31 protein-coding genes are annotated in these 26,435 nt (G+C 44.7%); 2 read left to right on the top strand and 29 right to left on the bottom strand.

The features are described from left to right. Window positions 1-19: 19 nt before the first annotated feature. The 27 genes from ftsX to MKX80_RS19395 all read right to left on the bottom strand — a co-directional run bounded on the left by ftsX (window position 20) and on the right by MKX80_RS19395 (window position 22,772). Window positions 20-910, bottom strand: coding sequence for a permease-like cell division protein FtsX (ftsX, locus tag MKX80_RS19265; RefSeq protein ID WP_154997346.1), 891 nt, complete (start codon window positions 908-910; stop codon window positions 20-22). Beyond that, window positions 903-1,589, bottom strand: a complete 687-nt coding sequence (gene ftsE / locus MKX80_RS19270) for a cell division ATP-binding protein FtsE (RefSeq protein ID WP_154997343.1) — start codon at window positions 1,587-1,589, stop codon at window positions 903-905. Before ftsE ends, ftsX begins: the two co-directional genes overlap by 8 nt. Before the next feature lie 354 nt (window positions 1,590-1,943). Beyond that, window positions 1,944-2,270: a cytochrome c551 gene (cccB, locus tag MKX80_RS19275; protein WP_043926672.1), complete on the bottom strand. Its 327-nt coding sequence runs from the start codon at window positions 2,268-2,270 to the stop codon at window positions 1,944-1,946. Window positions 2,271-2,318: 48 nt separating this feature from the next. Continuing rightward, window positions 2,319-3,173 carry a YitT family protein gene (locus MKX80_RS19280; RefSeq protein WP_216929792.1) on the bottom strand — a complete coding sequence of 285 codons (855 nt, stop codon included), beginning with the start codon at window positions 3,171-3,173 and terminating at the stop codon, window positions 2,319-2,321. A 200-nt stretch (window positions 3,174-3,373) separates the two neighbouring features. Continuing rightward, window positions 3,374-4,475 (bottom strand): peptide chain release factor 2 gene (gene prfB, locus MKX80_RS19285; protein WP_142243742.1). Its coding sequence is split into 2 segments (ribosomal slippage): window positions 3,374-4,402 and window positions 4,404-4,475, totalling 1,101 coding nucleotides; the frame shifts between segments, so codons are not numbered across the junction. Window positions 4,476-4,537: 62 nt separating this feature from the next. Continuing rightward, window positions 4,538-7,063 (bottom strand): preprotein translocase subunit SecA, encoded by a 2,526-nt coding sequence (secA, locus tag MKX80_RS19290; RefSeq protein ID WP_154997334.1) that lies wholly within the window; start codon window positions 7,061-7,063, stop codon window positions 4,538-4,540. Between the two features lie 160 nt (window positions 7,064-7,223). Next, window positions 7,224-7,784: a ribosome-associated translation inhibitor RaiA gene (gene raiA / locus MKX80_RS19295; RefSeq protein ID WP_043926676.1), complete on the bottom strand. Its 561-nt coding sequence runs from the start codon at window positions 7,782-7,784 to the stop codon at window positions 7,224-7,226. A 240-nt stretch (window positions 7,785-8,024) separates the two neighbouring features. Further along, the gene (locus MKX80_RS19300) at window positions 8,025-8,402 is read right to left on the bottom strand and encodes a hypothetical protein (RefSeq protein ID WP_043926677.1); all 378 of its coding nucleotides are present in this window, start codon (window positions 8,400-8,402) and stop codon (window positions 8,025-8,027) included. 9 nt (window positions 8,403-8,411) lie between these two features. Then, the gene (locus tag MKX80_RS19305; protein ID WP_182069991.1) at window positions 8,412-8,753 is read right to left on the bottom strand and encodes a flagellar protein FliT; all 342 of its coding nucleotides are present in this window, start codon (window positions 8,751-8,753) and stop codon (window positions 8,412-8,414) included. Next, window positions 8,753-9,154 (bottom strand): flagellar export chaperone FliS, encoded by a 402-nt coding sequence (gene fliS, locus MKX80_RS19310; protein WP_043926679.1) that lies wholly within the window; start codon window positions 9,152-9,154, stop codon window positions 8,753-8,755. Before fliS ends, MKX80_RS19305 begins: the two co-directional genes overlap by 1 nt. An 18-nt stretch (window positions 9,155-9,172) precedes the next feature. Continuing rightward, complete coding sequence (locus MKX80_RS19315) at window positions 9,173-10,654, bottom strand: flagellar hook-associated protein 2 (protein ID WP_268332741.1); 1,482 nt, start codon at window positions 10,652-10,654, stop codon at window positions 9,173-9,175. A 19-nt stretch (window positions 10,655-10,673) separates the two neighbouring features. Beyond that, window positions 10,674-11,015, bottom strand: a complete 342-nt coding sequence (flaG, locus tag MKX80_RS19320; RefSeq protein WP_268298652.1) for a flagellar protein FlaG — start codon at window positions 11,013-11,015, stop codon at window positions 10,674-10,676. 184 nt (window positions 11,016-11,199) lie between these two features. Continuing rightward, window positions 11,200-12,132, bottom strand: a complete 933-nt coding sequence (gene hag / locus MKX80_RS19325; RefSeq protein ID WP_154997321.1) for a flagellin Hag — start codon at window positions 12,130-12,132, stop codon at window positions 11,200-11,202. Between the two features lie 134 nt (window positions 12,133-12,266). Continuing rightward, window positions 12,267-12,491 (bottom strand): carbon storage regulator CsrA, encoded by a 225-nt coding sequence (csrA, locus tag MKX80_RS19330; RefSeq protein ID WP_216929804.1) that lies wholly within the window; start codon window positions 12,489-12,491, stop codon window positions 12,267-12,269. Further along, window positions 12,485-12,916, bottom strand: coding sequence for a flagellar assembly protein FliW (gene fliW, locus MKX80_RS19335; protein WP_234113268.1), 432 nt, complete (start codon window positions 12,914-12,916; stop codon window positions 12,485-12,487). Before fliW ends, csrA begins: the two co-directional genes overlap by 7 nt. A gap of 21 nt (window positions 12,917-12,937) precedes the next feature. Next, entirely contained in the window at window positions 12,938-13,504 is a 567-nt protein-coding gene (locus MKX80_RS19340) for a DUF6470 family protein (protein WP_234112328.1), read from the bottom strand. A gap of 49 nt (window positions 13,505-13,553) precedes the next feature. Further along, entirely contained in the window at window positions 13,554-14,465 is a 912-nt protein-coding gene (gene flgL, locus MKX80_RS19345) for a flagellar hook-associated protein FlgL (RefSeq protein ID WP_234112329.1), read from the bottom strand. Between the two features lie 10 nt (window positions 14,466-14,475). Further along, a complete protein-coding gene (gene flgK, locus MKX80_RS19350) occupies window positions 14,476-15,999 on the bottom strand; it encodes a flagellar hook-associated protein FlgK (RefSeq protein ID WP_176276612.1) in 1,524 nt (507 codons plus the stop codon). A 15-nt stretch (window positions 16,000-16,014) separates the two neighbouring features. Next, window positions 16,015-16,491 carry a flagellar protein FlgN gene (locus MKX80_RS19355; protein WP_106071063.1) on the bottom strand — a complete coding sequence of 159 codons (477 nt, stop codon included), beginning with the start codon at window positions 16,489-16,491 and terminating at the stop codon, window positions 16,015-16,017. An 18-nt stretch (window positions 16,492-16,509) separates the two neighbouring features. After that, a complete protein-coding gene (gene flgM, locus MKX80_RS19360; RefSeq protein ID WP_003185713.1) occupies window positions 16,510-16,776 on the bottom strand; it encodes a flagellar biosynthesis anti-sigma factor FlgM in 267 nt (88 codons plus the stop codon). Between the two features lie 79 nt (window positions 16,777-16,855). Then, entirely contained in the window at window positions 16,856-17,275 is a 420-nt protein-coding gene (locus MKX80_RS19365; protein ID WP_154999584.1) for a TIGR03826 family flagellar region protein, read from the bottom strand. A gap of 58 nt (window positions 17,276-17,333) precedes the next feature. Then, entirely contained in the window at window positions 17,334-18,068 is a 735-nt protein-coding gene (locus tag MKX80_RS19370) for a double zinc ribbon domain-containing protein (protein WP_339227423.1), read from the bottom strand. Beyond that, window positions 18,025-18,309: a late competence development ComFB family protein gene (locus tag MKX80_RS19375; RefSeq protein WP_339227425.1), complete on the bottom strand. Its 285-nt coding sequence runs from the start codon at window positions 18,307-18,309 to the stop codon at window positions 18,025-18,027. Before MKX80_RS19375 ends, MKX80_RS19370 begins: the two co-directional genes overlap by 44 nt. A 54-nt stretch (window positions 18,310-18,363) precedes the next feature. Further along, window positions 18,364-19,758, bottom strand: coding sequence for a DEAD/DEAH box helicase (locus MKX80_RS19380; protein ID WP_234112331.1), 1,395 nt, complete (start codon window positions 19,756-19,758; stop codon window positions 18,364-18,366). A 123-nt stretch (window positions 19,759-19,881) separates the two neighbouring features. Then, a complete protein-coding gene (locus MKX80_RS19385; RefSeq protein ID WP_176276616.1) occupies window positions 19,882-20,724 on the bottom strand; it encodes a DegV family protein in 843 nt (280 codons plus the stop codon). Window positions 20,725-20,843: 119 nt separating this feature from the next. Continuing rightward, on the bottom strand, window positions 20,844-21,533 hold the full coding sequence (degU, locus tag MKX80_RS19390; RefSeq protein ID WP_003185730.1) for a two-component system response regulator DegU: 690 nt from the start codon (window positions 21,531-21,533) through the stop codon (window positions 20,844-20,846). An 81-nt stretch (window positions 21,534-21,614) separates the two neighbouring features. Further along, window positions 21,615-22,772, bottom strand: coding sequence for a histidine kinase (locus MKX80_RS19395; RefSeq protein WP_003185733.1), 1,158 nt, complete (start codon window positions 22,770-22,772; stop codon window positions 21,615-21,617). Window positions 22,773-22,994: 222 nt separating this feature from the next. Here MKX80_RS19395 and MKX80_RS19400 point away from each other — a divergent pair, with 222 nt between their 5' ends. Then, the gene (locus tag MKX80_RS19400) at window positions 22,995-23,633 is read left to right on the top strand and encodes a YigZ family protein (protein WP_268315770.1); all 639 of its coding nucleotides are present in this window, start codon (window positions 22,995-22,997) and stop codon (window positions 23,631-23,633) included. A gap of 14 nt (window positions 23,634-23,647) precedes the next feature. After that, the gene (locus MKX80_RS19405) at window positions 23,648-24,727 is read left to right on the top strand and encodes an LCP family protein (protein WP_268342829.1); all 1,080 of its coding nucleotides are present in this window, start codon (window positions 23,648-23,650) and stop codon (window positions 24,725-24,727) included. Between the two features lie 84 nt (window positions 24,728-24,811). Here the strand turns inward: MKX80_RS19405 and MKX80_RS19410 are convergent, their stop codons facing one another. Next, the gene (locus MKX80_RS19410) at window positions 24,812-25,186 is read right to left on the bottom strand and encodes a hypothetical protein (protein WP_182069983.1); all 375 of its coding nucleotides are present in this window, start codon (window positions 25,184-25,186) and stop codon (window positions 24,812-24,814) included. A 129-nt stretch (window positions 25,187-25,315) separates the two neighbouring features. After that, the gene (locus tag MKX80_RS19415) at window positions 25,316-26,380 is read right to left on the bottom strand and encodes an MraY family glycosyltransferase (RefSeq protein WP_154999577.1); all 1,065 of its coding nucleotides are present in this window, start codon (window positions 26,378-26,380) and stop codon (window positions 25,316-25,318) included. Window positions 26,381-26,435 lie beyond the last annotated feature (55 nt).

The raw sequence follows: 26,435 nt of genomic DNA on the forward strand, positions 1-26,435 counted from the left end.
AACCGGCGAAAACGCCGGTTTAAACTTTTAAGAATTTGCGAATCGACATCAAGCTTCCCCATACACCGATAACGGCTCCGATCAGCACCAAGATCGCTGAAATCTGAAAGACGAACGGATTGTACGGCAAGAGCTGTATGAATGTGCCCTGAACTTTCGGAGCGATCCACTGAACGGCATGATGATACGTTCCGAGCAAAATAGCGATCGGAATGATAGAACCGCATACGCCCAAGAGCAAACCTTCAATGAAGAAAGGCCAGCGAATGAACCAGTTTGTCGCGCCTACAAGTTTCATAATCTCGATTTCTTTGCGTCTCGCAAAAATCGTAATTTTGATCGTATTAGAAATTAAAAACATCGCCGTAAACAGCAGGCCGATGACCAATGCAATCCCGATTACTTTGGCGACATTGCTGATTTTAAACAGGCGGTCTACTTGCTCCTGCCCGTATGTCACCTTATAGACGTTAGTCAGCTTTTCAAGCTTCTTGGCAGCTTTCGGCGTATCTTGAGGGTCTGTTGTTTTAACGACAAACGCATCGTTCAGCGGATTTTCCTGCTCGAACATCGCAAAGAATTTCCCGTCTTCGCCAAAGCTGTCTTTCAGATTTTTAAGCTCTTCATCTTTAGATGAGTATTTGACATTGCTGATTTCTGGTATTTTTTTAATTTCTTTTTCCAATGTATTTTTTTGATCCTGGTTGGCCGTCAAGTCAACCAGTACTTTGACTTCGACTTCTTGTTCGGCTTTTAATGTCATATTGTATACGTTCAGCATGATGACTAAGAACACGCCGACCAAGATAAGTGTAACAGTTACAGCACTGATGGATGCGAAAGTCATCCACGCGTTTCTCCCGAGAGATTTTAAGCTCTCGCGCAAATGCCGTCCGAGAGTTCTAATCATAAGAACCATACTCCCCTCTAGCTTCATCACGCACAATGACCCCGTCTTCGATTGCGATGACCCGTTTCTTCATGGTGTTTACGATTTCTTTGTTATGAGTCGCCATAACGACTGTTGTTCCGCGGTTGTTGATTTCCTCGAGCGTCTTCATGATTTCCCAAGACGTCTCAGGGTCAAGGTTTCCCGTCGGCTCGTCAGCGATCACGACATCAGGATCGTTGACGATTGACCGTGCAATTGAAACCCGCTGCTGTTCTCCTCCGGACAGCTGATCAGGGAATTGCCTTGCTTTGTGCTTCAGCTGAACAAGGTCAAGCACTTCAAGCACTTTTTTTCTGATCGCCTCTGGGCGCTCCCCGATGACCTCTAAAGCAAATGCAACATTTTCAAACACGGTCAGCTTCGGCAGCAGTTTAAAGTCTTGGAATACAACGCCGATTTTCCTTCTGATGAAAGGAATCTCTTTTTCTTTGAGGTCCGCCAAATTTTTATTGTTTATGACAATCTTTCCTTTGGAAGGCTTTTCTTCGCGGTATATCATTTTAATGAAGGTTGATTTACCTGCTCCGCTTGGTCCTACAACATAAACAAATTCTCCGGGATATATAGAGATGCTTATTCCGTTCAGCGCTGATACCCCGTTGGAATAAGTCTTATATACATCTTTTATTTCGATCATGTAATCACCTAATCTTTTATGTATGTTTATACGGTCATACTCTTCGAAAGGGCATGTCGTTTTGTGTCCCTGCCAAATTCACGGTAAGTAATATAATACAAGCCCTTTTTCAACAACACCCATTATACGTCAAGATTAGACAAAATGATATTACAGTTTTGTTTCAATGCCGACCTAAGTTATAGGAAAAACGCAAAATCAGCCAAAAAATTTGTACTTTGGGCCTTTTTTAAGACAAAAGATCTTATTTCTCTCGGTTTTCCAATAGGCATAAAGACCTCTTAAACAAAAAAAGAACCTTTTTCACCTGTATGTGAAGAAGGTTCTCATCGCCTCCTGACTGGCAAGGCATTCTTATTTTTTCTCTGAAAGCCACTTCGCGACCGCCTCAGCTTCTTTTTCGTCTACAAGATTGCCAGGCATTCCGCCGCGGCCGTTGACTACGATGTCCTTAATTTCGCCTTCCTTATACTTGCCGCCAACTTCTTTCAAGCTCGGGGCCGAACCGCCGGCCAAATCCTTACCATGGCAGCCTGTGCAGTTTTGCTGGTAAATCTCTTCCCCGTCCGTTGCAGTTGCTTGCCCGCCTGTGTTTTTCTCTTTGCTTTCGTTGTTATTGCCGCCGCAGGCAGCCAGAACAAAAGAAACAGCCATAAACAGAGTAAACAGCTTCATTTTCATTTTTTTAAGTCAGCTCCTTTAACAAATCAATCTTTATTATAACCTCGATTACGCGCGTTTAAAACCCTCGCCAAGCACCTCTGAAGCATCCATCGCAATGACAAATGCAGACTCATCAATGTGTTTCACAAGTTGTTTCAGCTTTGTGAACTCGGTCTGGCCGACCACGCACATCAGAATGGGCCGCTCATCATCTGTATAGCCTCCGACCGCTGATATTTTCGTAATCCCCCTGTCGATTTTATTCAGTACCGCATGTCGGACTTCCTCTTCCCGGTTGGTAATGATCATCGCCATTTTGGAACGGTTCAATCCGACCTGGATAACATCGATTGTTTTGCTTGATATATAAACGCCAAGCATCGCATACAATCCCTGTTCGATGTTAAACACAAACATCGCAGACAGGACGATCGTTCCGTCAATCAGCGCTAAACATTTGCCTTGCGAAAGCCCGGTGTACTTATGAATGATTTGCGCAGCCAGCGCAGTTCCGCCCGTCGAGCCTCTTCCGAGAAAGACCATCCCGATTCCAACTCCGATGCCGACACCTCCGAAAATGGCAGCTAAGAGCGGATTCTCTGTCGCCGGAGCAAGGTCCCGCGTCACATATACGACAAACGGGAGAAAAACAGACCCGACAAGCGTCTTGATGCCGAATTTTCCTCCGAGTATGAGTACCCCGGCAATAAATAAAGGAATATTAAATGCCCACTGCACATAGGCGGCTTCAAAGCCGAACGATTGCAAAATGGTGCTGATGCCGCTGACTCCGCCGGCTGCAATCCGGTTGGGAAGCAGAAACATATTAAATGTCACAGCGACGACGGCCGATCCAAACAGGATATAGCCGTAGTCACGCAGCGCCGTAAACAATTGATATCTCGTTTTATCCATATTCATACCTGTCATCCCCCGCACGATTCGTTACCAATCGAGAGTATAGCATTTAGCTTATTGTAAGTAAATAACAGCCAAATAACGTATTAAACGGATAAAGCGGCAGAGGGACAAAGCTTTTTAAGGTTTAGGCTGTACATATTCAGGAGATTTACCCGCAAAAAAGACACATCCGCATAATATGGATGTGCCTTTCTTCACTTTTAGGAAAGCTTGGAACGCAAATATGCGTCGATGAAAGAGTCAATGTCTCCGTCCATGACCGCCTGCACGTTCCCCATTTCCGTGTTCGTTCTATGATCCTTCACTAGAGAATACGGGTGGAAAACGTATGAGCGGATCTGGCTTCCCCAGCCGATTTCTTTTTGTTCGCCGCGAATTTCGTCAAGCTGTGCCTGCTGCTCCTCGATTCTGCGCTGATACAGCTTCGATTTCAGCATTTTCATGGCACGTTCGCGGTTTTTAATTTGTGACCGCTCCGTCTGGCAAGTGACGATAACGCCTGTCGGCAGGTGGGTGATCCTGACGGCGGAGTCTGTCGTATTGACGTGCTGGCCGCCGGCGCCGCTTGCCCTGTACGTGTCGACTTTAATATCTTCCGTGCGGATCTCAATGTCGATTTCTTCGTTGAATTCAGGCATGACATCACAAGACACAAACGACGTGTGCCTGCGCCCTGAAGAGTCGAACGGAGAAATTCTGACGAGTCTGTGCACGCCTTTTTCGGCTTTTAAATAACCGTAGGCATTGTGGCCTTTGATCAGGAGAGTGACAGACTTGATTCCCGCCTCATCTCCTGGAAGGTAATCAAGGGTTTCCACCTTAAATCCGCGGCGCTCTGCCCACCTGGTGTACATTCTGAGAAGCATTGAACCCCAATCCTGTGATTCGGTGCCGCCGGCTCCCGGGTGAAGCTCAAGGATCGCATTGTTTTTATCATACGGCTCGCTTAACAATAGCTGCAGCTCAAATTCGTTAAACTGCTTTGTTAAGCTTTTCAGCTCATTTACCAGTTCATTTTGCAGGTCCTGGTCAGGATCTTCTTTTAAAAGATCGTGTGTCATTTGCAGTTCTTCATGAGACTCGCTCAACTTGTTGTACGTGTTGACATAGTCTTTTAACGCATTCGCTTCATTAATGATCGTCTGTGCTTTTTGCTGATCTCCCCAAAAGTCAGGGTCAGCCATCTGCTCGTCTAGTTCACTGATTCTTGCTTCCTTTGTTTCGAGGTCAAAGAGACCCCCTGAAGTCCGCTAACCGAGTAGCCATATTTTCAAGTTCCTGTCTGATTTCTGCCAATTCCATTATTCTTTCACCTCATCAAATATTTCAGCCGGTTCAAAATAAAAAGAGGCGTGCACCTCTTTTTATTCTGTTCTTCCGCAGCAGTTTTTATATTTTTTTCCGCTTCCGCAGTAGCAAGGATCATTGCGTCCGATATCCACCGCTTTGCGGACCGGTTTTTTCTTCGCTTGTTTTTCCTCATCGCCTTCTTTCGGCTGATGGGCTGTCGTCTGTCCTTGAATGACCTCTTCGCGCTCAAGGTTGTTTTCGATTTCAGCCTTCATGACGAATTTGGCTACATCATCTTCGATGGCCGCGATCATGTTTTCAAACATTGCAAAGCCTTCCATCTGATATTCGCGGAGCGGGTTTGTCTGAGCGTAAGCGCGCAGATGAATTCCTTGCCGGAGCTGATCCATCGCATCGATGTGATCCATCCATTTCGTATCCACTTCGCGGAGAACGATGACTTTCTCAAATTCGCGCATTTGTTCAGAGCCGTAACGCTCTTCTTTCTCATCGTATTTCGTCTTGATGCGGTCATAAATGAGCTCTGTAATCTCCTCAGGCTCTTTTCCGAAAATGTCGCTTTTCTCGACTCCGCCCTCATCAAGGAAATTCGCATTTACAAGCTCGGCAAGGCCGTCAAGATTCCACTCTTCAGGGAGATCTTCCTTCGGCGTGTATGAAGCAACAGCCCGCTCAAGTGAAGCTTTAATCATATTTTCGACGATGGAGCGAAGGTTATCGGAATCGATGACCTCAAACCGCTGTTTATAGATGACTTCGCGCTGCTGGCGGAGCACGTCATCGTATTGCAGAAGCTGCTTACGGGCATCAAAGTTGTTGCCTTCCACACGCTTCTGTGAAGATTCGACCGCTCTTGAAACCATCTTGCTCTGTATCGGCGTCGAATCGTCCATTCCGAAGCGGTCAAGCATCGCCATCGTCCGTTCTGCGCCGAAGCGTTTCATTAATTCATCTTCCATGGAAAGATAAAATTGGGTGATACCAGGGTCCCCCTGACGGCCTGAACGTCCGCGCAGCTGGTTGTCAATCCGCCGTGATTCATGGCGCTCCGTACCGATGACGGCCAGTCCGCCAAGCTCTTTTACGCCTTCGCCAAGCTTGATGTCCGTACCGCGTCCGGCCATGTTCGTCGCGATGGTAACCGCGCCTTTTTGCCCGGCATCTTCGATAATCTGAGCTTCCCGCTCGTGGTTTTTCGCGTTCAACACTTGATGCGGAATTCCTTTGTTTTTAAGCAGCCTTGAAATCAATTCAGATGTTTCAACCGCAACCGTACCGACAAGAACCGGCTGGCCGACCATATAGCGCTGGGCGACATCCTCTGCAACAGCTTTAAATTTCCCTTCCATGGTCCGGTAAATTAAATCAGGGCGGTCATCGCGGGCAATCGGCTTGTTGGTCGGAATCGTTACAACCTGCATGTTGTAGATGTTGCGGAATTCTTCTTCTTCCGTTTTTGCCGTACCCGTCATTCCGGCTAATTTTTCATACATTCGGAAATAGTTCTGGAAGGTGATCGTCGCGAGCGTCATGCTCTCATTTTGGATCTCAAGGCCTTCCTTCGCTTCAATGGCCTGGTGGAGTCCGTCGCTGTAGCGGCGGCCTTTCATCAGACGGCCTGTGAAAGAGTCGACGATGACGACCTGGCCGTCTTCGACGACGTAATCGACGTCTTTATGCATCGCCGCATGGGCTTTCAGGGCCTGGGCAATATGATGGTTTAAGGCGACATGGCGAACGTCAAACAAGTTTTCGATGCCAAATGCTTTTTCAGCTTTTGTCATCCCTTCTTCAGTCAGCTGAACGCCTTTTGTTTTCACGTCGTATGTGTAGTCCTGATCCGCTTTTAGCGTGCGGACAAACGCATTGGCCTGAACGTACAGCTTAGTGGATTTGGCCGCTTGTCCAGAAATGATGAGCGGCGTTCTTGCTTCATCGATCAAAATGGAGTCGACTTCATCGATGACCGCAAAATGAAGCGGACGCTGAACCATCTGCTCTTTATAAAGCACCATGTTGTCGCGCAAGTAGTCAAAGCCAAGCTCATTATTCGTTGAATACGTAATATCTGCTGCATAGGCTTCGCGCTTCTCGTCTTTTGACAGGCTGTTCAGGTTTAAACCGACTGTCATCCCAAGAAATTCAAAGATTTTTCCCATCTCTTCAGCATCGCGGCTCGCCAAGTATTCGTTGACCGTCACGATGTGAACGCCCTTCCCTGACAGAGCGTTCAGATAAACGGGCATTGTGGAAGTCAGCGTTTTACCTTCCCCAGTTTTCATTTCGGCGATATTCCCTTCATGAAGGGCAACGCCCCCCATCAGCTGAACCTTAAACGGGAACATGCCTGTCACACGCCGGGAAGCTTCCCTGACAACGGCAAACGCTTCAGCCAAAAGATCGTCAACCGTTTCGCCTTTTTCAAGGCGCTCTTTGAACTCGATTGTCTTTTGTTTCAAAGCTTCGTCTGAAAGCTTCTCCATATCTGCCTTGAGCGCATCAATCTCGTTCGCTTTCTTTTCATAACGGCTGAGCGTGCGTTTTGTCGGATCAAACACTTTATTTAAAATTCCAAGCATAGAATAACGCTCCTCTTTAATTTCCTTGTTTAAGTATGAGTAAACAGTAATTTTTATATATGCAATATCATATCATACCTTTTGTCATTTCCAAACAATTTACCGCGGGGAAACGGAAAAAATCCCCTCTGCGGAAGATCCGGGAGGGGACTTGATATATTTATTCGTTCGGCTCGATCAAACCGTATTTTCCGTCGTTTCTTCGGTAGACCACATTGGTCAGATTGGTTTCGGCGTTCGTGAATACAAAGAAGCTGTGTCCAAGCATATTCATTTGTAAAATCGCTTCTTCATTATCCATCGGTTTTAGATTAAAGCGCTTTTGACGGACAACCTGCGGCTGTTCATCTTCAATGTCATCCTGCACGGCCGTTCCGATGCCGTTTCCTTCTGCAAAAACATACTTCGGAGAACCTTTTTCGCGGAATTTCCGGTTAACTTTTGTTTTATGCTTGCGTATTTGACGTTCCAATTTGTTCGTTGCGAGATCGATTGCATTGTACATATCTTCGTGGTGAACTTCCGCACGGAGAGAGAGGTCTGTCATTGGAATTGTCACTTCCACCTTTGATTCCTGATCGTTGTAGAATTTCAAGTTGACGTGAACAATCGCATCAACGTTATTTTCAAAATAACGTTCAAGCTTTCCAATTTTCTTCTCGACGTGTTCTCTTAACGCTGGTGTTACCTCAATGTTTTCTCCTCTGACGTTGTACTCCATCAAAAGAACGCCTCCTTTATATTAAGGATATGTAAATACATTTCGTCTTTTCCCTGCTGAATTCCTGCATAAACGTAAAAATTATGTGAAAAATCCGTGAATTTTGACGAAGATTGTCTCCTTCCATCTGACCCCCTTTATTAAATCTTAAATATATTCACACGCGAATAAAATCAGAACGCCACTTTTACTTTATAAAAAAAAGGCATACACCTGCACAAGCCGTTCAGATGTATGCCATTAATGGATGACGTAAGGTTTCATGCATTGGTGGATCGTGTTCATCCATTCCCGATAAAGCGGTAAAAAATGATGGGTTAAGTCATGCTGAAATTCGGCAGACGGATAATTGTAGTAAATCAAGCTGTCAAATTCACGAAAGACTCTGTCAAAAAAGCGAATCGAAGATTTGGCACAGCTTGTCTCCAAAATCGACAGCAAAACAGCGTGCGACGAATCCAACTGAAAAAAAGCATAGATTAAATCGTTAAAAATCCGCTCTCCTTCTGTCTTTGCCAAATCTTGATTCGCTTCTATTAAATAGCAAAACCCCTCTTCAATCGTAAACAAAAGCTGATAATAAGTCGTTAAGAGCATGTAATCGTCGGTGCTTGTCAAAGCGATCACCTATTTGCGCTTGTCATAATATGTGCCGTCAATCGTCATGTTGGCGTACGGATTGATATAAGAATGATGCATGGCACGCTTCTGCTTCGCCTGAAGCAGCTCCTGTTTGACAGCCTGCTGCAGCCTTTTCAGCTCGGCCATGAGCAATGGCTCCATATCCGTCACTTGCCGCAGCTGCTGCTTTTCTGTCTCAGAAAGAGGCGGCTTGATCTCTTTGATCAAGCCATCGCGTTTTTCAAGAAAATCTTCAATTGCCTGAACCAGCTCATCGCTTTCCGGGGCGTCTTTTATTTGAGCGAGCATTTGTTTTGTTTCGCTGTATAGTAGCTCAATCTTTTCCATTATGCCAGCCCGCCCGATCCGAACCGGCCCTGCCGTTCGATTTGAAGCGCCTGCTTCCAGGCATCGCGTAAATCTTTAACATACCCTTCGACTTCCGTCACGATATCTTTGTCATTGTGAATGTTCGCTTCAACCAGGCGGCGGTGGATATACTCGTACATCGCCCCCATTGACGCAGCCAATTCGACTTTCCGGTCAAGGGTGATATTAAGCTCCTGGATAATCTTTTGAGCTTTGACAAGGTTCGTATTTTTCGTTTCCATATCCTCTTGTTCAATCGCCTGTTTCGCCAGCTTCATAAATTTAAGGCAGCCGTCAAATAGCATAAGCGTCAATTCTCCAGGGGTCGCCGTGTTGATTGAATTTTGCTGGTAAGCTGCATACGGGTTGTTTAAAGCCATTCTTGATCCTCCACAATATTATTGTCCAAGCATTTGTAATAAGTATGTCGATTGTTCGTTCGCTTTTTGAATCGCTTTTTCCATCGCCGTGAATTTTGTGTAGTAGCGATTTTCGACTTGTTTCAGGCGGGCGTTCATTGACGAAATGTCAGATTCAACTGTATTCAAGTTTTTCCCGATTGTAAATTGATTGTTTGTCATTGCTGAATTTCCGGCTTTATCCTCAATCTGCTTTTTCGTATCGGTCAAAACAGTCTGAAGTCTTCTCATGATACCTTTTTCATTATAGTTTTCAGTGCTGCTTGTTCCTGCCATAAAGAGATTTGCCACACTGTCCGGATCTTCTTTAATTTTCGCTTTCAGCTTTTCTTCGTTGATCTCTAAATGACCGCGCTGACTGTAAACGCTTGATGTCGTAATTCCAAACTGAGTGAGCTGCAGCGATTCGCCGTTCACAGACACATTTGAATAAAAATCAGTCCGCATTTGGTTGGTGGCGCCGCTTAAAATCGTGTCGCCCCTTAACAATCCGCTTTTCGCTTTTTCTTCCCAAAGCTCAATTTGCTTTTCCGTCATATCTTTTTTCTGTTCTTCTGTCAGCGGTGTATAGTCGCGGTATTTCTTTTCCGTGAGCTTGCCGTTGACCATATCGATCAGTTCGTTGTACTTTGTGACAAAGTCTTTGATCTTATCATAAATCCCGTCTACATCAGTCGCTACATCAAGCGAAACGGGGCTGGTCGTCGTATTTTTCAGCTGATATGTCACATTATTAACGGTAAAGTTGTTCGTTGTCTTCTCAATCTGCAATCCGTTGATGACAACTTCGGCGTTTTGACCGACCTGGCTGGCTGTCAGCTTGTTATCGGCGTCAAGCGAAAATCCGAGCTGATTGGACATAAAGTTCGCCGTACCATCATCAGCTGCCTGTATGCTGCCCCCTGCCCCGGTTGCTTTTGATGTAAAAGCGATCGTTTCCACATATTCAGAACCGTTATAAATCTTTTCTTTCATAGCGGTTACGCCCAAATTTGATTTGTTGACTTTGGAAACGATGTCATCCAGCGTATCTGTGCTGCTGACGCTGATTTCAACCTTTTTCGCAGTCGTTTCTCCAGGAGCTGTCACTTGAAAAGTTAACGTTTGATCGCTCCCCGTATACCCTGAAAGGCTAGAAGATTTATAGGTGGCAGCAGTTGCGAGCTTGTTGACTTGGATCGTGCCTGATGCCGCATTCGTGGTACCTGTTGCCGTAACAGCCGACTCGTTAGAGCTTGTCACCTTTTTCGCGCCGTATGTGCTGGGACGGAGCATAAGGTTGATTGATTCCTGCAAGCCTTTGATTTTCGTATTGATTTCACGATAGCTGTCACGCTGCCATTCCAAAGTCTGTTTCTTTTGTGTAAGCTTATCGAGCGGGACGCGCTCCGTTTTCATTAATTTGCTGACAATATCGTCTACATCCATCCCTGAAGCTAAACCTGATATTCTGATCGCCATATCATCTAACACTCCTGTTCTATGTAGTTTTATCGACAATTAACCCCATACATTCCGCCATCGCCGCATAAAAATCGAGCCACTCTTTTGGCGGGATCTCACGGACGACTTCCTCTGTCCGATTGTCCACGACTTTCACATAATACTCTCCCAGTTTTTCATGAAGCACAAACTGAAGGTGGACTTGCGACGGCTCCAAAAGGTTGTTTGCACCTTGTACGGTTTTTTCAAGCTGAGCAAATGTAAATTCTGCAGCGTCCGTCTGCTGCGGGCGTTCCACAGCTTCAGACTGTTTATTCATCATCTGTGTTTTGTAAGCATCAATTATGGGTTCTAAAGATGACAATCTACCGATCGACAATTTTTACCATCCCCTATGCTATGATCTAAAACTTATATCGGCTAAGGGCGAATGAGATTAAATATCTTTATGGAAAAAAATTATGAGAAAGGCCAAAGTGGTTTAAATAAAAAAAGAATCCCCGCAAAGGATTCTTGGACAAATATAAAAAAAGACCTTGGCAAAGGCCAAGATCTTTTTAAAATTAACGAAGCAACTGAAGAACGTTTTGCGGCTGTTGGTTCGCTTGAGCAAGCATCGCTTGAGAAGCTTGAGAAAGAATGTTGTTCTTTGTGAACTCGCTCATTTCTTTAGCCATGTCAACGTCACGGATACGAGACTCAGCAGCTGTTAAGTTCTCAGAAGAAGCACCAAGGTTGTTGATTGTGTGCTCTAGACGGTTTTGTACCGCACCAAGTTTAGCGCGTTGTGCAGATACTTGGTTGATCGCTGAATCAACGATTTTAAGTTGAGTATCAAAACCTACGTCTGTTGCATCCGCTGCATTATCAGCAAATTCAGTTACATTGATATCTTTAACTGATTGGTTAGCTAACATAGTTTGACCAGTAGTATCTGCAGGATCTTTAACTCCCAATGCATCAGTGCTCATTTTTTCAATGTTAACAGAAATTTGTTGCTTTGCGTTAGCACCAATTTGGAAAACTAAAGATTTGTCACCTGCCGCTGGGGCTGCTGGATCTGCTGGTGCTTTGAAAGTACCATCCAACAATTTCTTACCGTTGAACTCTGTACGTTCTGAGATGCCGTCAATTTCGTCTTTTAATGCTTTAATTTCATCTTGAATGGCTGTTAAATCTTCAGTTTGTTGTGTACCAGTGTTTCCAGCTTGAACAACTAGTTCACGAACACGTTGAAGGATTGAGTGAGTTTCAGTCAATGCACCCTCAGCTGTTTGGATAAGAGAGATGCCATCTTGAGCGTTCTTAGAAGCCATTTCTAGACCGCGGATTTGTCCTCTCATTTTTTCAGAGATTGCAAGACCTGCTGCGTCATCTCCAGCACGGTTGATGCGAAGACCTGAAGAAAGTTTCTCCATGTTCTTTTGGCTTGCGCCATTGTTTGCTGACAGACGGTTCAGCGTGTTAAGCGCCGCAATGTTGTGGTTGATTCTCATTGTGTATTTCCTCCTTGAAATATGTTTGATTGCACGTCCATGTGCATATTTTGAAGCATTCAGGCTGTCCTTCCTGCTACATACTTTATATCGGAGGTGCCTTGAAATTGTTTATAGCAAAAATAAAAAAATCCTCACTTTTTTTGTGAGGATAATTTCGCAAGCAAATCGTTTGAGATGGAAGCGGCGCGGCTGTTTTCTTCCTGGATCGCCAAATAGATTTCCTTGCGGTGAATGTCGATATGCTTCGGCGCGTCGATGCCGATTTTCACCTGGTCGCCGTCAACGGATATGATTTTCACTTCAATGTCGTCTCCGATTTGAATCGCTTCATTGAGCTTGCGGGATAAAACTAGCATGCTTCCCCTCCTATCGGCTGCTTTGTCTGATAAGAAGAGTCATGCAAAATCACTTGTTTGGCAAGCATTTTTCTGCGGTTCACCACAATCGGCGCCATCAAATTGGCCGTTGATTTCTCGAATGGCTCTTCGATCGTTAAAATCGCCATCACTTCAACGTCTTCGGCAGATTCGATTTCAAGAAGTTCAACCGTCGTTTCATCAAGGTCAAAGCCGTAATCTTTGAAAAAGACGAACGGACTGGCGACAATGAATGCCAGCTCTTCCGACTGCACCGACTGAAGGACGACAAACGGCGAATCCTCGGACAGCGGCAGAATGACAAACTGTTTTTCGCCTGTAAATCCGGGCAGGCCGTTTTTAAACACGATTGTCTGGTCTTCTTGAATTTGCGTTTCTCCGTGATACTTCGTTTTAATGATCATCATTCACGATCCTTTGCTGAATTACTTTTGTTTTGGGTATTCCACATCTATTTTTACCTCCGGATATTGGAGCATGTCAACCTTCACACTGCCTGGCGTATAGTTAACAACCGGTTTATTCGGCGTTGCTTCGATGATTGGCTTGTGCGGCGTCGCTTCAATGTTCACTTTAGCCGGTTCGTATGCGATTTTCACCCTGTCAAATGACGGCGTAAAATGAACGCCGATTTGAATCGGTTCAGGCTCGCTGTTCCGCCTCGCCTGGTCTGCCAGCGGATTGCCTTCGATTTCGATCCGCATCATTTCGTCCCCTTCTTCAGCGGTCCGCGCCATTCCGGCGAGCCAATCTTGATAGCCTTGCTGCGCCCCTTCTTCAATCCTTTTAAATATATGCTTTCTTTCTAAGTCTTCCCAAGCTTTTGTCTGGTCAATCGTGAGCTTTGAAGGGGTGGTCGTAATCTCCAGTTCGGCCGGCGGCTGCTCGATTTTCAAGTCGGCGCGCGGCTGTTCCATTTTTAAGTCCGGCGGCGTCGTTGTTAAACCGATGCGGCCGGGGATATTTTGCATGATCAGCCTCGGCATCTCCATTATGATATCCTCCTTTTGCTGAAAAAAAGCAACTCGGATAGAGTCGCTTTTATCTTAAAAAGTCAACCAGTGTCGGCTGAACGATTTTCGCATTGATGGCAAGTGCAGCTCTATGAACCGATTGCTGTGTAATAAATTCAGTAATGATTTCTTCAAGCTCAACATCTTCGTTGTCTGACAACACCTTTGTCGCCGTCTCTTCCTGTTCGCTAAGCCGCGCATTGATCAATTCGAGCCGGTTGTAGCGCGCTCCGATATCAGACCGCTCATTACTCATCTGATTGGAAAACTGGTCAATGTCTGAGAGGGCGTTTTCCATTCCTTCCATTGTTCCCGCTTTTAAGGCGTTCTCGAGAGACTCAATCATTTCAAAGACGTTTTGCCCGCTGCCTGACTGCCCGCCGAAAGCCGAAATCGGATTTGAGTTTACATTTAAGGTTGCGTTTGGCGAAACATTGATGAGAACGTCAGAGCTGCTTGTATAGTTTTCAAAATTGTATGTGTAAGTACCATCGGCGTTTTTTGTGATCGGAGCGACGTCAGAGTTCGTTCCGTTAAAAAGGTAGCGGCCGTTGACCTGCGTATTGGCGATCTGAATCAGTTGATCTTTCAGTTGGCCGATTTCGACCCCGATCGCATTTAATTCATCCTCGCCGTTTGTACTGTTTTGAGCCTTAACGGTCAGCTCCCTGATTTTCCCCATGATATCAATGCCTTCAGTAATGTTCGTTTCCGTGTTTTCAAGCCATGTAAAAGCTTGCGAGGCATTGCTTTGGTATTGTTTAACCTGGGACAACTGTGTGTTATACTTCAGGCTTTTCATTGCGACGACTGGGTCGTCAGATGCCCTTGTGATCTTTTTTCCTGAAGAAATCTGGGATTGAAGCTTATCCAGCTTTCCATAGCTTGAATTGATGTAGCGCAAAGAATTTTTTGCGATCATCCCTTGGGTTACCCGCATGAAACTCTACCTACCTTCCTACGACACCCATGCCGTTAATAATCTTATCAAGGACTTCGTCCTGCAGCGTAATCATTCTCGCAGCCGCGTTATAAGCATGCTGGAATTGGATCATGTTCGACATTTCTTCATCTAATGATACGGCGCTAACAGACTGTCTGTTCAATTCAGCCGTGTTTACAAGCGTTTCTGTATTTTTGGCCAGCCTGTTGGTTTCCTGAGCTTTTACGCCCATTTCACCGATGATGCCTGCGTAATAGTCTAAAACGGTCGTCGTTTTGTCGCCGATTTGAATTTTCTTGGTGAAGACATTAGCGAGATTTGTCGCATTGGCGTTGTCGCTCGCTTCACCATTCAGCGATGCTGCAATTTTGTCGCCTTTTGAATTCATGATCTCATCGGCTACTTTGATTTTGCCGGCAGCTCCCTTTGCAGGCTCAGCCTCTCCCCCGGTAAATTCAAAGAAGATGCCTCCCGGTTCTCCCGATGAAGTAAACCCGCTTTGATGGACTGCATTAAACTCTTTCGCAAAAGCAAGCGCCATCGTATCCAGATCTGCGAGCATTTCAGGATACAAACCTTTTTCTTCACCGTTTGACATATATCCGTAAGATTCGATTAAACCGAGCAGGGACCCTTTGCCAGTAAACGAATCGATCCCGATATCCGTCCCGCCGAGGGAAACGCCCGTCACAAGGCCTGTATCGTTGTCGTAATTCACTTTGACAGTTTCAGTCGTAAAGTTTGGTCCGTCAAGAACCTTGCCCAGAGACTGGCCGTTTACGTCAAGGATTTCTATTGACGCAATGCCTTCAGCGGTTGCGAGTGGATTGCCGCCGGTTTTCGTATAGCTGACTTTGATATTAACCATTGAAGACAGTTCATCAAGGAGCTGATCACGCTTATCGTACAAATCATTCGGGAGATAGCCGTTCGGCTCGACTTTGGCGATTTGCTCGTTTAAGCTGTTCAGCTGTGACAGAAGCGAGTTGATCGTCATCACATTTTGATCAATCTGGTCGCCTAAATTTGATTGAACGGTTGTCAGCGATTCATACAGAGTGTTAAATGTCTCAGCGACTGCCTGCCCTTTCTGTCCAACAACAGAAGCAGCGCTCGGCTCGTGGGCGTTGTTCGTCAATTCCTGAATGGAATTCCAGAATGAATTCAGAACTTTGTTTAGTCCGGTGTCGTTCAGTTCATTCATAATCCCTTCCATTTGGTTAAAAGCGTCCACTTTTGCATTGTAATAGCCGGCCTTTGTATTCTGCGTCCGGTATTGATAGTCCAGAAAGCTGTCTCTGATCCGTTCAACCGAACCGATCTCAACGCCTGTACCCATCTGACCGGCAAGCCCGACAGAGTCTCTTGAAACGGACGGATAAGGGGTTGACGCTTTAAATGTGACACGCTGTCTTGAATACCCTTCGGTATTGGCGTTAGATATATTGTTTGCTGTCACGCTCAGAGCTGATTGCTGCGCGGACAAGCCTCTTTTGGCGATTTCCAGCCCTAAAAAAGTTGGGTTTGTCATCTTTTTCACTCCGTTCTAAGCTTTTGAGTCGAATAAAGAAAGCCGTTTTGTCCCGCCTGTCTGGTTTGACTGCTGCTCTTTTCCGTAATTCGAACCGCCTTCTTTCGGAAGGAGCATATCAAATGTAAGCGAGATAAATTGAAGCGACTGAAAAGTCAGCTGCTTGTTCAAATCGTTCACATCCTTTAAACGGATGACGAGCTGTGAGAGCTTGGCATACAGCTGTTCCAGCACCTTTTTCTCGCCGCCCGCAGCTTTGCTGATACATGCGCTGATGGTCGCGTCCGAGCTGCCGATACAGCTTTTAGTTGCTTCAATGCGGGACTGCTCCGTTTGTTCAATGGCCTGCACATACTTTTGTTCTTTCGTCACGATTTCTGAAAGTGCCTTTATTTCGTTCGTCTTCAGGGCCTCCGTTTTTTGTTCCGACAGAGACAGCAGATGTTCATGCAGCACGCATAAGCGCTCCAGCTCTTCAATCACCCGTTTCACTGAACTGACTTCCTCCTTTTATTGCTGTTTATAAAAATTGACCATTTTTTCAGCTATGCCTTTGCCGTCCACTTTGTACGTTCCATTCTCAACGGCTGCTTTCAGCTGGGCAATTTTCTCCTGACGCTCCTTCATTAAATCAGGGCCTTTTTGCAGCTCCTTTGCTTTCGCAGAAATCTCAACTTTATCTTCCGGCTGGGCTGCACCCTGTGAAGAAGCTGTTTGTTTTTCAAATGATTTATGATAAGGATTAACAGGTTGTGTTCCATATTGGTTGATCTTCATGGGATTCCTCTCACTTTCCGCCATAGTTATCTATGATCATACTCATTTTATCGTCTGAGCTTCAAGTTAGTTTAGGGAATCAGTCATTTTTAGGCTTAAAGGTATAGTACGTGCCTTTAGAACTATTGTTTTTCTGTTTTTCAAGCTGCTCCAGCTGGTCTAATTGACTCATTTGCGATGCTAAATCTTGCTCGCATGACATGCAATAACGCCCTTCCCGAATAAGCGTGCCGCACCTTTCGCACGGATAGCCGAGATTCGGGAAATTGGAGATTTGAATGCGTTTCTGTCTGATAAACTTCAATATTAACTCTTCTTCGACACCTGTTTTTTCTACGATCTGAAACATTGTAGACTGCCGGTTTTCCTGTTTTTTCAGAAATTTATAAACGGTTTCATACGCACGCTCTTCTTCTTTCACGCATGAAGCGCAAACGGTTTGAAAACTGCTTTTCATAAACAATGCGTTACATCTTGGACAATTCGCCAATTGATTCATAAATTTTGACCCCTATCCTTAAATTCTATCTTTTATATCGGCAGGGAAGAAAAATGATTTAGCTTCTAATTAATGTATATGATGATACAGATTTTGCCTCTCCGGATGTCATCAGACAATCAGCGGCATGATGAAGGGTCGCCCCTGTCGTATACAAGTCGTCAATTAATATGATATCCAGATTCTTTACTGATCCCTTTTCGGTTCTAAAAACGGTTTTTGGCTTAATCCGCTCTTTTCTGCTTTTTTTGGATTGTTTTTCATTTTCGATTCTGATCAAAGGATGAATAACGGGTCTTTTTAATAAGGAAGCAAGCCGCTCCGCCTGATTAAATCCCCGCTCCGCTTTACGTTCTTCACTGAGTGGTATCGGAACCAAAACAGCAGGGGTGCGGCGACAATATTGATGGAAAGCATTGATGAATGAAGGAGCAAAAGCGAAGACCAGTTCAGCATCACCTCTGAACTTAAAACGGGCAAGGACTTCTTTCATGAAGGTATTGTAGAGATAGACAGAGCGGTTTTGCCTCAAAAGAGAGCGGGTTAACGGATCAGCTTCCCATTTTGCGCAGTCACCGCACAGCTCTTTGCTTTCCTGGGGCCGTCCGCACTTAGGGCACACGGTTCCTTTAATCTTGATAAAATTCTCTTTACATGCCCTGCATATTTTCTCTTCTGATCGTAAAAAGAAAAAAGCATGCCATGAGAGAGAATCTAAAAGAGGCGCTTCACAAATTAAACAATTCAGTTTATTCCCTCCCTTTTCGATTGCTTTCGCAAAGCAGGTTGTCATTCACCTTTCCGGCAGCTTCAGCCAAGGTGACGAGCATTGATGTATTCTTTTGTTTGTCAACGAGCTCTGCTTTTATGTAAGCCAGCTTCGACTCATCTGTTACATATTGCGGTTTTACTGCATTTAAAGCCAAGGCGAGCACATCCTCCCTGCACCTGCTGCACGTACAGCTCATGTGCAGCTGATCGATATACTGATCAAACAACTCTTCCAAAACAGCTTCTTTGGCATTGACTAGCATCCGGCACCGCTCCTTAGTTTATATTCATAGGTATACTTTACCATGAATATCAGACTAGTCAATCAACATTTCCTTTTTAGACATTTTATTCATATTTTGAATATGACGCCGTGCCGCATTCATCCACTTTGTCCTGCCGTAATGAAAGAAACAGACGTCCCCAGCTGTGTGCTCGGGATGCCTGCCGGCTCTTCCGGCCATTTGGACGAGGGCGCTTTCAGTAAAAACCTCCGACTCTGCCCCCAATACTCCAACCTGTGCTTTTTTGACGGTCACTCCTCTTTCCAAAATCGTTGTTGTCACGAGCACCTCAAGCTTACTTTCTCTAAATTGGTTCACTTTTTCATTTCTGTCAGGGTCTTCGGCATAAACTCCTTCAGCGCGAAATGTTTCCTTTTTCAGCAGACTGACCACGGATTTAAGAACAGGAATAGAGGGAACAAATAAAAAAACCGGATGCTGCAGTTCCTGGTGCTTAAAAAGCCATTTTTTGAGGCGAAAAGGAACTTTTCTTCGTTTCAAACTCCCTTTCCAATCTCCGCACCAAATCAATATAGGTTCAGGCAGCGGGCTGCGATGGAATCTCGCGGGAATACAGACGGTGTGCAGCTTTCCGCTCTCAGCCCTTTTCTTCATATCCGCAGAAGGCGTGGCGGTCAAATAGATGTGTGCGCTTTGCCGTTTTGCCGATTTTTTAACAGCGTATTGCAGCGTGTTATCAATAGAATACGGAAAAGCATCCACTTCATCTATGATGATCACGTCAAATGCTTCTTTATAGCGGAGCAGCTGGTGGGTAGTTGAAATGATAAGCGGCGAGAGGGCCCCAACGTCTGAGCTCCCTCCGTATAAAGCGGCAATTTCCGCCCCTGGAAAGGCTTGGCGAAACCGCGGAGCAAGCTCGAGCACGACGTCTGTTCTCGGAGTGGCGATACATACTCTCAAGCTGTTGTTCAGCGCGAATTCAATCCCTTGAAAGAGAAGTTCTGTTTTCCCCGACCCGCAAACCGCCCAGATTAAAAGCTCCTCTTTCCTTCGTATAGCATCGATAATGGATTTGGCCGCTTTTTCCTGACCTGCTGAAAGAGCGCCTTTCCACTCTTTGTGAACAGGCGCCCATTCATGTCTGCCATGCGCGTGCCAAGTCAACAGAGGCGTACACTCGCTCACCCTGCCCATCATGACGCAGGACCGGCAGTACACGCAACATTTACTGCACCTATAGCAAGGATATCGAGCAAAACATGAGCGTTCGTGCTGGCCGCACCTCAAGCAAATAAAGCCCCTCTTCGTTTTTTTAATGCCTTCCTCCGTTTTTATCAAGCCTTCTTGGATATGCCAATCAACGACAGATTCCGGAAAAGGAAGTTCACTTTTCAGAAGGTGGCGCTGCTCAATACATGACCGCAATTCACGGGAATAGGATGCAGGATGTTCGATATGAATCACCTCCAATCTGCCATTCAGTATCTATCATCGATGTTTTCTTGTAAAACAGTCAAAATCTAAAAATCCCCCTCCAAAACCGTTGAAAAAGAAAAAATCTCCGTTTTGCAAAACGGAGATTGGCTTTTATACTGTATACCAGGCGATACCCATTGCTCCTTCACCAAGGTGGGTGCCGATCACAGGCCCGAAATAGCTTTTATAAAATTCGACATGTGCATATTTCTGCGACAATTCTTCGATTATTTGATCGGCTTCTTCTTCACGGTTGGCATGAATCACAACCGCTCTCAGCGGCTTTCCTTTTTCGGCATCTTCGCCAAAAAGCTCAAATAAACGGTTCATCGCTTTTTTTCTCGTCCGGATTTTTTCGTAGGGAACGATCAGCTTGTTCTCAAAATGCAAAATCGGCTTTACTTTTAAAAGGCTTCCGACAAAAGCCTGGGCGCCGCTCAGACGTCCTCCCCTTTGCAAATGTGAAAGGTCGTCAACCATAAAATAAGCCCTCATTGAGGTTTTCATATGATCCAAGTGGCGAATGATTTCTTCCGGAGCCGCTCCTTTTTCCGCCATCTCAGCCGCTTCGATCGCATAAAAACCTTGAGCCATGCAGCTGATTTCCGAATCAAACGGATACACTTTAATTCCATCAAGCATACCGCTTGCTGATACAGCGCTGTTGAATGTTCCGCTGATGCCGCTGGAAAGATGGATGCTGATGACCGCATCATATGTTTCTCCGAGCTTTTCATAGAGAGAAATCAGCTCGCCGTACGCGGGCTGGGAAGTCGTCGGGAGATTTTCGTGAGCTTTTACTTCTTTGTAATAGTCCTTCCAGCTCATATCGATCTCTTCCCTGTATGAAGTCTCTCCAAAGATCACATTGAGAGGTATCATATAAATATTGTAGCGGTCACGCAGGTCTTTAGGTATATATGCCGTGCTATCTGTTACTACTGCTGTTTTCATGAAATAAACCTTCCTTATGAAAGATACTCTTTTCTATTCTAAAAGAAAAAGCAGCTTTTTTCATTATAAAGTTTGATTTTCTGCCAAAAGAAAAGACCTGCCTTATGGCAAGTCCACCTTTATCTCATTTCTACCCAGCCGTTTTTAATGGCTACAACGACAGCCTGCGTTCTGTCGTTTACATTCATTTTTTGAAGGATGTTGCTGACGTGGTTTTTAACCGTTTTTTCACTGATAAATAATGATTCGCCGATTCCGCGGTTGCTTTTTCCGTCCGCCAGCATCTGGAGAACCTCGCATTCCCTTCTTGTAAGAATGTGAAGAGGTCTCCGGATTTCCGGATACACTTCATGCTGAGCGTGAGATGATACACCGCTTGTTGCAAGGCGGCGGAATTCATTCACAAGATTATGCGTAACCTTAGGATGCAGGTAAGATCCGCCTTCAGCCACAACTTTCACGGCTTCGATCAGCGTATCGGCATCCATTTCTTTCAGCAGATAGCCGCGGGCTCCTGTTTTTAATGCATGTGTAACATAGTTTTCGTCATCATGGATGGATAAAATAATAACCTTTGATTCCGGATACAAGTCGACCAGTTGTTTTGTCGCTTCTACTCCGTTCACATTCGGCATATTAATATCCATGATGACAACATCAGGATGGTAGTGCTCGACAATGCGAGCCGCTTCATCTCCGTCGTCTCCTTCGGCCACTACCTCAAAGGTAGGTTCGAAATCCAAAATCCGTTTGACACCTTCACGGAATAACTGATGATCGTCAATGATTACAATATTTACTTTAGTCACAAGCTACGCCTCCCCATTCTCATTGTTAAACACACCGCTTTTATGGTCAATATGTCTTTTGTCTCTATTTTACAATTATCTTTACAAAGACAGTGGAACTTTAATCAAAATAAATGTCCCAAGACCTATTTTCGAATCGATTGTCATTGAGCCTTCGAGCAAATCGACTCTTTCTTTCATACCTAGCAGACCGAAAGATTTGTTCTTCTTGCCTTTTACTTCTTTTAAGTCAAAGCCGTTTCCATTGTCTTTGATAATCAACGTCACAAAATCTTTTGTCACTTCTACTTTAACATGAATTTCAGTTGATTCGGAGTGTTTTAAGGCGTTTGTCACTGCTTCCTGTGCAAGCCGGAATAGTGCCACCTCAAACCGCGGTGCTATTCTTCTTTCTTCGGATTCTCCGATGCATTGGAAATGAATCTTTGCTTTTCCATGATAATCTTCGATCGTGTTCAAGTATTTTCTGAGCGTCGGTATCAATCCCAAATCATCTAAAGCCATCGGCCTTAAATCATAAATGATTCTTCTGACTTCATAAAGAGCATTTCTGACGTTTTGCCGGAGGTTTTTAATTTCCTGAAAGCCTTCTTCTGTTCCTTTGTCTCTGAAGATGCGTTCGATCAGCTCAGATCTCATCATGACGTTGGCCAGCATTTGCGCAGGACCGTCGTGGATTTCTCTTGAGACCCTTTTTCTTTCTTCCTCTTGGGCTTCGATAATCCGCAGGCCGAAGTCCTGTTTGGCCTGCGCATCTTCAAGGAGAACACCGACCTGACGCAGATCCTGATTTAAATAGTTTAAGACGACGGTAATCTGGCTGACAAGCCCTTCTGAACGCTCGATGATTTCCTGAAGCCCCAAAAGGCGCCGTTCCAGATCATCACGCTTCTCTCTCAGCTGCTTTTCCCGCTGCTGGATCATCGTCAGTTCAACCTGCAGTTTGTGGGCTTTTTCATAAGCTTCGCGAATCTCTTCTTCACTGAATTTATGAAAGTTTCTGCTGACCTCTGACAAGCGGTTCCGCGCATGGCGGGCATGCACTTCCAGCCTGTCTCCAAGATCGATGACTTCGTTGACCTGCTGTTTAATCTGTTTCAGCTCTTCTACCAAGCCTTCGTATTGCTGACGGGACTGCTCTCCGATTTGAAAGACCTCATCCTTGCTCCCGTCAACCGTTTTTAACATCTTCATAATGATTGAATCTAAAACTTTGGAGTCCATTTTGGAAACACTCACCCATTTTCCCTCCGTAACAGCATTGTCATTTAGTTTTATCATAAATTTCATTGAACTGAAATTCGTGTCGAATTATAATGAAAGAATGCGTATTCTGGTTTTTTGGTTTTTTTATGGTTACCGATCCATTTCTATTTAATCATAACAAAATATGCGCCAAAATTCTAAGTCTGTTCGATATTTAGGAGAACAGCCGCATGGCTTGTCAGGAGGTAAGCAGGCATGCTGCAAAGTTATCTCACTGTTGCAGGTGAAGGGACCCATGAAATCGTGATTGAAAAATCCCGGTTTATATGCCACTTGAGCCGCGTCAGTACTGAAGAAGAAGCACAGAACTTTATCAATCACATAAAAAAGCAGCATTGGAATGCAACTCATAATTGCTCGGCTTACGTCATAGGAGAAAATGATCAAATTCAAAAAGCGAATGATGACGGAGAACCGAGCGGGACAGCTGGAGTTCCGATGCTTGAAGTTTTGAAGAAACGCAATCTTAAAGATACGTGCGCCGTTGTGACGAGGTATTTCGGCGGTATTAAACTCGGCGCAGGAGGATTGATACGGGCTTACGGAAAATCCGTGTCAGAGGGGCTGAACCATGTCGGCATTGTCGAACGAAAGCTGATGCGGGTCATGCACACGACTGTGAACTATACATGGATCGGCAAGCTTGAAAACGAGCTTCGCGAGTCCCCTTATCAAATAAAAGACATTCATTATGCCGACGATGTCGAATTTGAAACGTATGTCAAGGAAAGCGAAAAACAGGCATTTACGGAATGGATAACCGAATTAACAAATGGCAAGAGTGAGAATAGAGAAGGCATTCAAGTCTATTTGGAAGAAGCTTTTAACAATTAAAGGAGAATCATCATATGGCTGAGCGTATTAAAGTGAAAGTGCGGAAAAAAAAGAATAAAAAGAGAAAGCTGATTAAACGGTTTATAGTCCTTATGTTGCTCGCACTTCTCATAGTCGGCGGAGTGGGCATATATAAAATTATTAACACGATTTCCGCGGCTGACGGCACTTATGATGAGCTTGAGCGTGGAGAGAAGTCAAAGCTCAGGGACGATGTCGTTAATATTCAAAAAAAGCCGTTCTCGATTCTTTTTATGGGTGTTGAAGATTATTCGACAAACGGCGAGCACGGACGGACGGATTCCCTGATTGTCGTGACGCTCGATCCTAAAAAGAAGTCGATGAAAATGCTGAGCATTCCGCGGGACACAAGAGTTCATTTGGCCAGCGACACAACCGGTACAAAAACAAAAATTAATGCGGCCTATGCAAAAGGCGGCAAGGATGAAACGATCGAGACCGTTGAGGACTTCCTCGGAATTCCGATCGATTACTATGCAACGGTCGATTTTGACGGGTTCAAAGATGTCATCGATGAAATCGGCGGAATCGATGTCGACGTGCCGTTTGACTTTAGTGAAAAAAGCGATGTCTCCAAATCGAAGAGAATCTATTTTAAAAAAGGAAACATGCATCTAAATGGAGAGGAAGCTCTTGCCTACGCAAGGATGAGAAAACAGGATAAGCGGGGAGACTTCGGGAGAAACGACAGACAGAAGCAAATTTTAAAAGCCGCTCTTGATCAAATCTCAAAACCGCAAAACCTCGCTAAAATTGATACAATTGCCCAAAAAGCAAGCAAAAACATTCAGACGAATTTCAGAATCACACAGGCGCTGGCGCTTCAGCAAATTTACAGCGGCTTTGCCGGCGATGATATCAAAACATTAAACATCACAGGACAAGATCTTACGATTGCAGATGTTTACTACTTTGAGCCTGACCAGCAAAACCTGGCAAACGTGCAAAATGAATTGACTCATCATTTATACCCGGACTCAACTGCTGATTCGAGCGGAACATCGTCTGAATCTTCAGCAACCGCTGACGGGACAGACAGCTCAGCTGAATCGTCTGCTGCTTCTTCTTATTGATTAGCTCTGTTGAATATTAAATTCATAATTGAATAAAATGAAGGGGAACTCTTTATATATTAAAGGTTCCCATTTCTTATTAAGCTAATGTAACTTACTATTTGAAAACGACAAATGATTGATAACACTTTGCTTTAAATAGTTATACTGTTTTTCGTTGGTATCTGAGAATGCCTCGTTTCTATTTGAGGGAATATCCATATACAGGATGTCTTCTTTGAATTGAGAAACCGTTAAATCATATCTTTTACCATTGATAAAATTATAAAAATGCCACCCCTCAGGCAGCTTTGTTTTCCTTATTTCTCCACCTAATATATCATTTACGACTAAGGCGGTTACGCCGCATTGTCCCTTTGCAGGGTTATCCTGACTCCATTTTGAACTTGAATCTGAAGACCAGGATTTATACAGTGCTTTCATTATTTGTTCGATCTGTCCAAGGTGACGATCATCCATAAAAAATTCTCCTTTTCATAGAGTCTTAGTCAAGCAAGGACTAAACTTAAAAACGTCAACTATTATTATGAGGCTTCCTGAGATGCGGCAATAATAAAACCCCTGGAAACCAGGGGTTTTTGTGCACATTTAATTCCTCTTCACCATCCGCCTGTAAAACTTCGTAAAAGGCTTGTACTGCTCATTTACAAGGCCTGTCACCTCTGCGATGATCTGCATGAACAGGATTAAGCCGAAGATGATGAAGATGGACACCCAGAGCGTTGCGGTTTTTAAAAGAATAGCGCTGAGACTGAAGACAACGCCGATTAAATAAATGACGATGACGGCTTTCCGATGGGACAGGCCAAAGGCCATCAGCCTGTGGTGAATATGCGATTTATCGGGAGCGGAAATCGGCTGCTTGTTTAAAATCCGCCTGATGATCGCAAATGTCGTGTCAAATATCGGCACTCCTAATATAATGATCGGAATGACGACGCTGAACAGAGTCACGCTTTTATACAGCCCCAACAGCGACAGAACCGAGATCACATAGCCCAAGAACAGCGAGCCCGTATCTCCCATAAAGATTTTCGCCGGGTGGAAGTTGTAGAACAGAAAGCCGACCGTGCTTCCGATGACAACCAGCGACAAAGAGAAGATCAAGATTTTGTCGGCAGAAAACGCCATGACGGCAATCGTCGAAAGGCCGATGACGGATATACCCGCAGCCAGTCCGTCCAATCCGTCGATTAAGTTGATGGCATTGGTGATCCCGACGATCCATAAAATTGTCAGAGGGTATGCAAGCCACCCCAAATCAAAGCGAAGATCCCAAAACGGAATCGATAAAAATTCCATTTTTAAGCCTGTACTGACGATGATACAGGCTACTAATACTTGAACGATAAATTTAATTCTCGCGCTTAAATTGTATTTGTCATCTACAATGCCTAAAATGACGATCATAAAAGCACCGAGTGTAATTGCTGTTATTCTGTTTTCATAAAGGCCGCCGGCAAACGAACCGGTCAATACTCCTATAAAAATGGCTAAACCGCCCATTCTCGGCATTACTTTATCATGTATCTTTCGTTTATCCGGCTGATCCACGACCCCGGATTTGATTGCTAGACGTTTGACAAGCGGAGTAATAATTAAAACAGTAATGAGAGAGACAAAAAACGCAAGTATAGTGCGTTCATAAGACATAAGGAAGTCTCCTTTTTAAATGAAGTCTGGTCGTATAAAAGATCATACCTTTTCA

It is taken from the genome of Bacillus sp. FSL K6-0972 (assembly GCF_037976035.1).
Classification (GTDB): Bacteria; Bacillota; Bacilli; order Bacillales; family Bacillaceae; genus Bacillus; species Bacillus haynesii.